This is a genomic window from Cryobacterium sp. 10I1 (assembly GCF_035019805.1).
Taxonomy (GTDB): domain Bacteria; phylum Actinomycetota; class Actinomycetes; order Actinomycetales; family Microbacteriaceae; genus Cryobacterium; species Cryobacterium glucosi.
Window position 1 is genome coordinate 1 of record NZ_JASJVF010000125.1, and the last position, 9,751, is coordinate 9,751.

At 66.4% G+C, this 9,751-nt stretch carries 8 protein-coding genes and 2 pseudogenes; 3 read left to right on the forward strand and 7 right to left on the reverse strand.

All coding sequences use genetic code 11. The features are described 5' to 3' along the window. The 6 genes and pseudogenes from QN345_RS11600 to QN345_RS11625 all read right to left on the reverse strand — a co-directional run. Window positions 1-333, reverse strand: a pseudogene (locus QN345_RS11600) (rhamnose isomerase); the annotation flags it as partial. After that, window positions 330-722 carry an L-rhamnose mutarotase gene (locus QN345_RS11605; protein WP_134559349.1) on the reverse strand — a complete coding sequence of 131 codons (393 nt, stop codon included), beginning with the start codon at window positions 720-722 and terminating at the stop codon, window positions 330-332. The gene QN345_RS11605 and the pseudogene QN345_RS11600, both read right to left, overlap by 4 nt. A gap of 168 nt (window positions 723-890) precedes the next feature. After that, window positions 891-1,955, reverse strand: a complete 1,065-nt coding sequence (gene rhaS, locus QN345_RS11610; RefSeq protein ID WP_134446401.1) for a rhamnose ABC transporter substrate-binding protein — start codon at window positions 1,953-1,955, stop codon at window positions 891-893. Between the two features lie 60 nt (window positions 1,956-2,015). Further along, a complete protein-coding gene (locus QN345_RS11615; protein WP_322188943.1) occupies window positions 2,016-3,065 on the reverse strand; it encodes an ABC transporter permease in 1,050 nt (349 codons plus the stop codon). After that, the gene (locus QN345_RS11620) at window positions 3,062-4,108 is read right to left on the reverse strand and encodes an ABC transporter permease (protein WP_370294981.1); all 1,047 of its coding nucleotides are present in this window, start codon (window positions 4,106-4,108) and stop codon (window positions 3,062-3,064) included. Before QN345_RS11620 ends, QN345_RS11615 begins: the two co-directional genes overlap by 4 nt. Next, window positions 4,105-5,628: a sugar ABC transporter ATP-binding protein gene (locus tag QN345_RS11625; protein ID WP_134446403.1), complete on the reverse strand. Its 1,524-nt coding sequence runs from the start codon at window positions 5,626-5,628 to the stop codon at window positions 4,105-4,107. The genes QN345_RS11620 and QN345_RS11625 overlap by 4 nt, the downstream gene beginning before the upstream one ends. A 282-nt stretch (window positions 5,629-5,910) precedes the next feature. Between QN345_RS11625 and QN345_RS11630 the strand changes: the two genes are divergently transcribed. Further along, window positions 5,911-6,918: a LacI family DNA-binding transcriptional regulator gene (locus QN345_RS11630; protein WP_322188945.1), complete on the forward strand. Its 1,008-nt coding sequence runs from the start codon at window positions 5,911-5,913 to the stop codon at window positions 6,916-6,918. Between the two features lie 139 nt (window positions 6,919-7,057). On the opposite strand, the gene QN345_RS11635 is transcribed toward QN345_RS11630, so the two are convergent. Then, on the reverse strand, window positions 7,058-8,362 hold the full coding sequence (locus QN345_RS11635) for an MFS transporter (protein ID WP_198413467.1): 1,305 nt from the start codon (window positions 8,360-8,362) through the stop codon (window positions 7,058-7,060). Window positions 8,363-8,679: 317 nt separating this feature from the next. Here QN345_RS11635 and QN345_RS11640 point away from each other — a divergent pair, with 317 nt between their 5' ends. Together QN345_RS11640 and QN345_RS11645 are read left to right on the forward strand one after the other, a co-directional pair. Further along, complete coding sequence (locus QN345_RS11640) at window positions 8,680-9,321, forward strand: class II aldolase/adducin family protein (protein WP_134446406.1); 642 nt, start codon at window positions 8,680-8,682, stop codon at window positions 9,319-9,321. A 97-nt stretch (window positions 9,322-9,418) separates the two neighbouring features. Then, window positions 9,419-9,751, forward strand: a pseudogene (locus tag QN345_RS11645) (rhamnose isomerase); the annotation flags it as partial.

A 9,751-nucleotide genomic window follows, 5' to 3' on the forward strand; every position in this document is an offset into this window, starting at 1 on the left:
CGGGTCGATGTGGGTCAGGCTGCCGAACTTGTAGGCGTCATCCTGGAACGTGTTCGAGTTGACCGTGCCGAGCGCGAGGCCCTTCTCCGCGGCGAACTCGCGCAGACCGGTGTAGTCGTCGACCTTGTCCCACGGGATGTGCAGGGCCACCTTCGGCGAAAGGCCGGTGACCTGGTGCACCTGCGCGGCGTCGGAGATCTTCTCCTGGATGGTGCGCGGGGTGCCGGGCGTGCCGAACACCTTGAACCGGGTGCCGGAGTTGCCGAACGCCCAGGACGGCAGTTCGATGACCTGCCCCTCGAGCTGGGCCAGGGTGTCGGGGCTGATGCTCACGTTGTGCTTCTTTCGGTCGGGGCAGCGGATGCGGCGGCGAGGGAGTCGAGTTGGTCTTCCAGATTGAAGATCTCGGTCAGTTGGAGGAAACCGGTGTCTGGGGCACCGTCGAGGGCGACGAAGAAGTCGCCCATCTCGGCCTGCCAGCGGGCGTTGACCTCGGTTGCGGCCATGCCCGCCTGGGCGGCGGCGAGGCTCGCGGTCTCGAAGTAGCCGATCAGCAGCCCGTCGTCGCGCAGGAAGATGGAGTAGTTGTTCCAGCCCGTGCTCTTGAGGGCCAGCAGCATGTCGGGCCAGACTGCGGCGTGGCGACGACGGTATTCGGGGATCAGCTCCGGCTTGACCTGGAGCTGGAAGCACACGCGGTGCTGGGTATCGCTGCTCGACATTGAGGTTCCTTGCTGGTTCGGATTCCGAAAATGAATCGATTCAAGTTTGCCGTGCGGAGCGCATTCCCGCAAGGCCGCGGGACGGATGCAACCGGCATCCGCCCCGCAGCCGACTCGCGCGGGCACTGCGATACTGCGGGTGATACGGGGTTGTGCGCGTGGAACGACCTAGAAGTTGAAGTCCGCGATGTTCTCCTTGGTGAATGTGAACGGCTCGCCGAGGAGCACGGTGGCATCCTTGCCGACGGTGAATTCGCCGAGGGCGCCTGCGGTGAACTTGTCGCCTTCCTTGCCGGTGATGGTGCCGTCGATCAGGGCCTTGGCGCCGTAGGCGGCGAGGTAGCCGAGGTCGGCCGGGTTCCAGAGCGCGAATGCCGTGACCGTGCCGTCGTTGACGTAGTCACGCATCTGGTTCGGCGTGCCGAGACCGGTGAGCGCGACCTTGCCCTTGTACTGCGAGGTCTGCAGGTAGCGGGCCGCCGCTGCGATGCCGACCGTTGTGGGCGAGATGATGCCCTTCAGGTTCGGGTGCGACTGGAGCAGGGCCGCCGTCTTGTCGAAGGAGGTCTGGTCATCGTCGTTGCCGTAGACGGTGTCGACGAGCGTGACGTTCGGGTGGTTCGCGGCGAGTTCCTTCTTCATCGTCTCGATCCAGGCGTTCTGGTTGGTCGCGTTGGCCGAGGCGGAGAGGATGGCGACCTCGCCGGTGTCGCCGATCTGCTTGGTGATCAGGTCGACCTCGATCTTGGCGATGCCGTCGGCCGTGGCCTGGTTGATGTACAGGTCGCGGTACTGCGGGTCGGTGTCCGAGTCGAAGGTGACGACCTTGGTGCCGGCCGCTCGGGCCTCGTTGAGGGCGCTGCCGATCGCCGTGGGGTCGTCGGCGGAGATGATGATCGCGCCGACTCCCTGCTGGGTGAGCGTGTTGATGAAGCTGACCTGGGCATCGGCCGCGGCGGTCGCCGGGCCGACCTCGGCGTAGGTTCCGCCGAATTCGGTGATCGCCTTGGATCCGCCCTTGTCGGAGGTGTCGAAGTATGCATTGCCGAGGTTCTTCGGCAGGAACGTGATCGCGTAGTTCTTGTCGCCGGAGCCGGACGCAGCTGCACCGGTGGAGGTGTCGGTCGAGGCCGAACTGGAGCATCCGGTGGCGAGGAGGGCGATGGCTGCGACGCCGGCGACGAGCGCGACAGCGCGGGCGCCGTGGCGCCGGGTGGTGGTGGAAGGAGACATCGTTGTGCCTTTCAGGTGGGGTGAAGCGGATGTTGGTGGTCGGGCGAGGGAACGGAGCGGTTACTGCTTCTGTTTCTCTGGCGTGGCACGACGGAAACGCAGGCTGCGGAACCACGACAGAAATCGGGGGGAGAGCACGGACAGGATCAGCAGGGCGCCGGTGATGATGTTGATGACGTCCGAGCTGACATTGGCGAGGCGGAGCGCGCTCTGCAGCACGCCGATCAGGAGCACGCCGGCGATGACGCCGTGGATGGCGCCCTTGCCGCCGAAAATGGACACTCCACCCAGGAGGACCGCGGCGATGACCGACAGCTCGAGTCCCATCGCATTGTCACCGCGAGCGCTGCCGTAGCGGAAGGTCCAGTAGATTCCGGCGAGCGCGGCGATCAGCCCCGTGAGCATGAAGGCGACGACCTTGGTCCGGTTGACGTGCACTCCGGAGAAGTGCGCGGTCTCCGTGCTGAAGCCGATCGCCACGATTCCGCGGCCGAAGGGGGTGAAGTGCAGGAGAGCGACGAAGACCACGATCAACGCGACGACCAGCACCATGGCGACGGGGATGCCGGTGCTGCCGAACTTCGACTGGGCGAGGCCGGTCCAGAACGCCGGGAAGCTCGTGACGGCGGTCGTCCCGAGCAGGCCGACGGCGATGCCGCGATAGAGGGCGAGCGTGCCGATGGTGACCGCGAGCGAGGGCAGGCCGACCACGGTGACCAGGAGCCCATTGATCAGGCCCGCGACGAGGCCCATCACCAGGCAGGCGACGATGGCGACCGGGACCGGCCAGCCGGCCTGGGTCAGGATACCGAGCAGGACACTGCTCAGGCCGAGCGTGCTTGCGACGGAGAGGTCGATCTCGCCCATCATGATCACGAGGGTCATCGGCAGGGCGATCATCAGGATCGGCGCGACGTCGAGGAGCAGGAAGCCGAGCGTCGTGGTGGTGCCGAAGCGTCGCACCTCGAGCGAAGCGATCACGATCACGAGGATGAGGGCGACGATGACCGCCATCTCGCGGGTGAGGAGCAGGCGCATCCAGAAGGGTCGACCGTACTCGGCGTAGACGCGCGTGCCGGTCCGGCTGTCGGACGGGGCGGAGATGGTCATGCGGAGACCTCCCGTTCTGAAATGAGTTGGCGGGAGAGTCGGAGCGAGAGGACCCGGTCGAGCACGATAGCGCCGATGATGAGGGTGCCCACGACCGCCTGCTGCCAGAAGTCGGGGATGCCCAGGATGGGCAGGGCACGGTTGATGGTGAGCAGCAGGACCGCACCGATGGCCGCGCCGTAGACGGTGCCGCTGCCGCCGAAGATCGCGACGCCGCCGATCACGGCAGCGCCGACGGCCTGCAGCTCGAGCCCGGTGCCCGTCTGCGAGTTGGTCGTTCCGTAACGGGCAGCGAAGAGCACGCCGGCGAGCCCGGCGAGGGCGCCGCAGAGCAGGAAGGCGACGAGGATGCGACGGGTGACGCCGAGTCCGTAAAGCTGCGCGGCATCGGGATCCGAACCGATCGCGTAGAGCTCCCGACCGCCTCGCTGGTTGCGCAGGTACCAGCCTGCGACGAGCACCACGATCAGCGCGATGATCGTGAGGTACGGCACGAAGAGCAGCGCACTCGTGCCGAGGGCGAGGAAGTCCTTGGGCAGGTCGGACGCGTTCACCCGGTTGCTGCCGGCCCAGAGCACGTTGATGCCCCGGTAGGCATACAGGGTTCCGAGCGTGATCACGAGGGCCGGCACCTTGCCGAACGCGACGAGCGCGCCGTTGAGCAGGCCGAGCGCAGCACCGAGTGCCATGCCTGCGGCGAAGACGACGATGATCGGGATGCCGGGCACGTCGATGAAAAGGCGCCCGGTCAGGTAGGCCGTCAGTCCGACGACAGAGCCGACCGAGAGGTCGACCGATCGGGTGATGATCACGATCGCCTGGCCGACGGCCACGAGCACGAGGATCGACGGGGTGAGGAGCAGGTCCCGGAATCCGTCCTGGCTGAAGAGGAAACTCGGGTTCTTGATCGTGGTGATGAGCACAACGATCACGAGGGCGGCGAGGATGCCGGTCTCGCGGGAACGCAGGAAGGTGCGCAGACCGCGCTGGAACGCTCCGCCGCCCGCTCCGGTGGGCGTCTGGGTGCTGGTTGTCGTGGTCACTGGATGGACTCCGTTGAGTGGGTGGCAGCGAACATGATGGACTCGGCCGTGGCATCCGCCCGGGAGATCTCCGCGGTGATGCGGCCTTCGCGGACGACGAGCACGCGGTCGGCCATACCCAGGATTTCCGGCAGTTCCGAGGAGATCATCACGATCCCGAGGCCCTCACCCGCGAGCTGCGAGAGCAGGCGATGCACCTCGGCCTTGGTTCCGACGTCGATCCCGCGGGTGGGTTCGTCGATGATGAGCACCTCGGGGTTCGTCGACAGCCACTTACCGAGCACGACCTTCTGCTGGTTTCCGCCGGAGAGCGTGCCGACCTCGGTGTCGAGGGCGTTCGTCTTGACCTCGAGGCGGCCGGCCCAGTCCTTGGCGGCCCGGTTCTCGAGGCTCGAGTCGATGAACCCGAAGCGACTGAGCCGGGTACGGGTCGAGAGTGTCAGGTTGCGGGCGACGGATGACTCGAGCACGAGGCCCTGCTTCCGGCGGTCCTCGGGCACGAGGGCCATTCCGGCAGCCATGGCCGCGGTCGGGTTGAGCTTCGGAACGGACTTCCCGTGCATCCGCACGGCTCCGGAGTCGTAGCGGTCGACGCCGAAAACGGCACGGACGATCTCGCTGCGACCGGCGCCGACGAGGCCCGAGAGCCCGACGATCTCGCCGGACCGCACCGTGAAGGACACATCGTGGAAGACACCGGCGGAGGTCAGCCCCTCGACTTCGAGCAGCACGTCGCCGACAGGGGCGACCTCCTTCGGGAACAGGTCGGTTACCTCGCGGCCGACCATCCTGCGCACGATCTCGTCGACGCTCGTGGACTGGATCGCATCGGTCGAGATGTATTGCCCGTCGCGCATGACCGTGATGGTGTCGCAGAGGGCGAAGACTTCGTCGAAGCGGTGCGAAATGAAGACCAGGGCGCGGCCCTCGTCACGCAGGCTGCGGGCGACGGCGAAGAGCCGGTCGACCTCGACGCCGCTGAGGGCTGCGGTGGGTTCGTCCATGATCAGCACCCGGGCGTCCACCGAAATGGCCTTGGCGATCTCGATGATCTGCTGGTCGGCGATCGACAGCCCCTCGGCCGGGCGGTCGGGGTCGATGCGCACCGCGAGGCGGGTGAACAGTTCCTCGGCCTCAGCGCGCATGGCCTTGCGGTCGATCCGGCCGAAGCGCTGGGTCGGCTGGCGACCCATGAAGATGTTCTCCGTGACCGAGAGGTCGGGGAAGAGGGTGGGCTCCTGGTAGATGACCGCGATGCCGGCCGCCTTGGCCTCTGCCGTCGAGCGGAAGTCGACGCTTTCGCCGCGGAGCAGGAAGTCCCCCGCGTCGCGCTGGTAGAGTCCGGCGACGATCTTGACGAGGGTCGACTTGCCCGCGCCGTTCTCGCCCACGAGGGCGTGGATGGAGTTCATGTGCACGGTGAGGTCGGCGGACGTCAGCGCGACGACCGATCCGAAGGCCTTGGCCACTCCACGCAGTTCGAGGGCCGGCGGGCCGGAATTACTGGGGCTGATCGACATTGATAGGTCCTGACCTCCACATTGAGGAACGCTGGGGAAACGCGCGAGCGGGCGTTGAATCGTTTTAATTCTGCGAACACAGGGAAATCTATTTCGATGCCACCGCAGCTGTCAAGTAACAACTGCGTAACGACGAGCTATTCTCGGAGCATGGTGGCAGCGGGCGGAACAAACCCCGACCCGCCGCGAAAAACACCGCGCGGATGCCGGTGGCTGGATATCCGCGCCCCGATCTGACACGATTCATCGTGGCCCCGTGCGGCCCGATCTGGAGAAGACCCGATGTCCGTAAGCGTGCGTGAGGTGGCCGCGACTGCCGGCGTGTCCGTCGGCACGGTGTCGAATGTGCTCAATCGCCCGGACAAGGTTTCCCCGAGCACCGTCGAACGCGTCCAGGCGGCGATCAGCCAGCTCGGTTTCGTGCGCAACGACGCAGCCCGCCAATTGCGTGCCGGTCGCAGCCGGAGCATCGGCCTCGTCGTCCTCGACGTCGCCAACCCCTTTTTCACGGATGTCGCGCGCGGCGCCGAAGACCGCGCAGCCGAGGACGGCCTCACGGTGCTCCTGGGCAACAGCGACGAGAACCCGGGGCGCCAGAGCGCCTATCTCGACCTCTTCGAGGAACAGAGGGTGCACGGCGTGCTCATCTCACCCCTCGGGGACGTCGGCGACCGCCTCTCGCGGCTCCGCGCCCGCGGCACACCGACCGTGCTCGTGGACCGCGAGATCGCCGACCGGAGCTTCTCGTCCGTCGCCGTCGATGACGTGGCCGGCGGATACCTCGCCGTGAGCCACCTCGCCGCCATCGGACGGACCCGGATCGCCTTCGTCGGCGGGCCCCACAGCATCCGCCAGGTCGTCGATCGGCTCGAGGGCGCCCGCAAGGCCGTCGCCGAGCACCCGGGGGTCGTCCTCGAGACGATCGACACGGACTCGCTCTCGGTGTTGCAGGGGCGGTCCGTCGGTGAACAGCTCCTCGCCCGGCCGGCGGGCGAACGCCCGGACGCCGTCTTCGCGGCCAACGACCTGCTCGCGATGGGCGTGCTCCAGGCACTGAATATGCTCGGCGACGTACGCGTCCCCCGCGACATCGCCCTGATCGGATACGACGACATCGCCTTCGCGTCCGCTGCCGTTGTACCGCTTTCGTCGATCCGCCAGCCGAGCGCCCTGATCGGGTACACGGCCGTCGACCTGCTGATGCGCGAGGCGGAGGGCGGCGAGGACTTCGAGCACGAGCAGATCCAGTTCCAGCCCGAGCTCATCGTCCGCGAGTCGACCGCCGGCTAGGCGTGACATCCGCCTGCCCGCACCCGCTTCGCGCCCGCCCGCGCGCCCCGCGTCCGCGCCGGTTTCCGCTGCCCGCGCCCCGTGACGACGGAAACCGCGCCGGTTTGCGCGGCGGCGAAGACCGGGGCGCTGGATCCGGCTAGAAGTGCATGTTCATCGCGACCGGTTCCCCGACGACGGATGCTTCGACGACTGACTCCTCGGCGACGACGTCTTCCGGGTAGCGTTCGGCTTCGATCTGCTGGAGGCTCTTACCCTGGGTGTGCGGCGCCCAGACGGCTCCGACCACGAGCGAGACGGCGAGGAAGCCGATCAGGATGAGGCCGAGCCAGGACAGCCCGATCGAGGTCAGCAGGATCGGGAAGACCATGCTGAGCAGGCCGACCATGATCCGGGCGACGAAGAACAGGATGCCCTGCGCGCTCGCCCGGTACTCGGTCGCGAAGAGCTCGCTGGCCCAGAGGCCGTAGAAGGCCTGGGCGCCGATGCCGGCCGCGACGCCCCAGAGCACGGCGAAGGAGAGCAGCGCCGGCATGGTCGGTTCGGCGAAGACGAGCACGGCCCAGGCAGCGATGCCCAGAAGCGAACCGACGATGTAGAGGATGCGGCGGTTGAACCTGTCGGCGAGGCGCATGAAGCCGAAGTAGGTCGTGGCCACCGTGAGGCCCCAGACGAGCGCCTGCAGCAGGTACTGCTCCGTGGCGCTCTCGACTCCCGCGGCGGCGTAGACCCGCGGCATGAAGATTCCGGCCTGTCCTGCGACTATATTCCAGAACGAGTACACGCCGATCAGGAAGAAGATCGCGGTGATGTTTGCCTTCTTGCTGAAGAGCGCCTTGACGCCGTGGAAGACGTTGGTGGATGTCGCCTTCGCGTTGGATTCCTTCCAGATGGCCGTCTCCGGCAGTCCCTGCCGCATGTACCAGGTGATGAAGGCCACGACGAAGAGCTCGGCGAAGATGAGCCGGCTGCCGAGGAGGCCGAGGGGCTCGACCGCGACGGCGAGGAGGAAGCCGATCAGCGGGCCGCAGGACCAGGCGAGCTGGGCGGCACCGACGTGCTTGGCGCGCTGCCCGGCCGGCGCCTGCTCGGAGAGGTAGGTCCACGAGGCCGGAACGCCGGCCCCGACGGCGATACCGGTGATGATGAAGGCGAGCAGCAGCATCCCGTAGCTCATCGCGAACACGGCGAGGGCGACGCCGATCATATAGACGATGAGGTCGTAGGTATAAATGAACTTGCGACCGTACTTGTCGCACAACGGGCCGCCGATGAGCGCACCCGCCGCCGCACCGAACGCGTTCGCGCTCAGGGCCGCGAGCAATCCGACCGCGAAGTCGTCGATCCCGAACTCCTTCTGCCAGAGCGACAGGCTGGTTGCGATCGCGATGATCGATCCCGCTTCGATGTAATTGGACATCGCCACCGAGATGGTGGCTTTCATTCCGGTTGTGCTTTTGTTTCCAATTCGGACCACGAATGGTCCTCCTTTGCTCTCGTCATTGATGCAGAGGCTCGTGGCCTCGGCTTCGAGGACGCGATGCGGTGGCGCCGGTGGCGCCGCACCGTTCATTGAATGAAACGATTCAATGAGGTGTCCCAGCAGACTACGTCACAATCGTGTGCCTGCCTAACCATTTCGGGTGCGCCGTGACCGGGGGCGACGATCCGGGAGAACCGGGGAGTTGACGCGCTGCGGTTTCCGGAGTTATAGTCGAGATAGTTGAAACGATTCAATTACCACGAAGACGAGGACATCCCATGAGCTTTGCCAGTCGCGAACTCCGCGAAGAAATCCTGTACTGGTGCAAGGAGTCGGTGCGTACCGGACTCAACTTCAACACCCAGGGCAACATCTCGATTCGCCTGCCCGAGCATGACGCGATCGTCATTACGCCCTCCGGCATCCGCTACGACGTGCTGACGGTCGACGAGATGGTCGTCGTCGGCTATGACGGCGTCGTCATCGAGGGGGACCTGTTCCCGTCGACCGAGACGGATGTCCACCTCGCCCATTACCGCCGCCGCCCCGACATCAACGCGATCGTGCACACCGAGTCGCCGTACGCGAACATGTTCGGCGCCGTCGGCAAGACCATCGACCCCGTGCTGCTGAACATGGTGCTCTACGCCAAGGGCGCCGTGCGCATCATGCCGTTCGAGTTCTCCACCAACAAGGACTTCGGCGAGCTCAGCGCCGCGCTCATGGGCGACGACACGAACGCCGTCGTCTGGGGCAACCACGGCATGATCTCGGTCGGCGAAGACGTCGCCGGCGCATTCAAGGTCGCCGTCGCGGTCGAGGCCAACGCGCAGGTGCTCTACGGGGCCCTGCAGCTCGGCACCCCGAACATCCTCGAGCTCGAGAAGATCGTCATCCCCGAGGGTGCGCGCCTGCCCTAAGCGGCATTCGGCACCCGATGTGCGGCGGCCCCGAGCGGGCCGCCGCCGCGCTCAACCTCAGCAGTATCCACAGACATACCCACAGAGAAGTGACCCCATGACGGTATCCGCAGAAACCCTTCGCCTCCTGGAAAGCCAGGCCATCGAGCTCCCGTCGTGGGCGTTCGGCAACTCGGGCACCCGCTTCAAGGTCTTCTCGACCCCCGGCACGCCGCGCACCCCCCAGGAGAAGATCGCCGATGCCGCAACGGTCAACAAGTTCACCGCGCTTTCCCCGAGCGTCGCGATCCACATTCCGTGGGACAAGGTCGACGACTATGCGGCGCTCGGAAAGTACGCCGAAGACCTCGGCGTCGCGCTCGGCACGGTCAACTCGAACACGTTCCAGGATGACGCCTACAAGTTCGGCAGCCTGACCCACATCGACCCG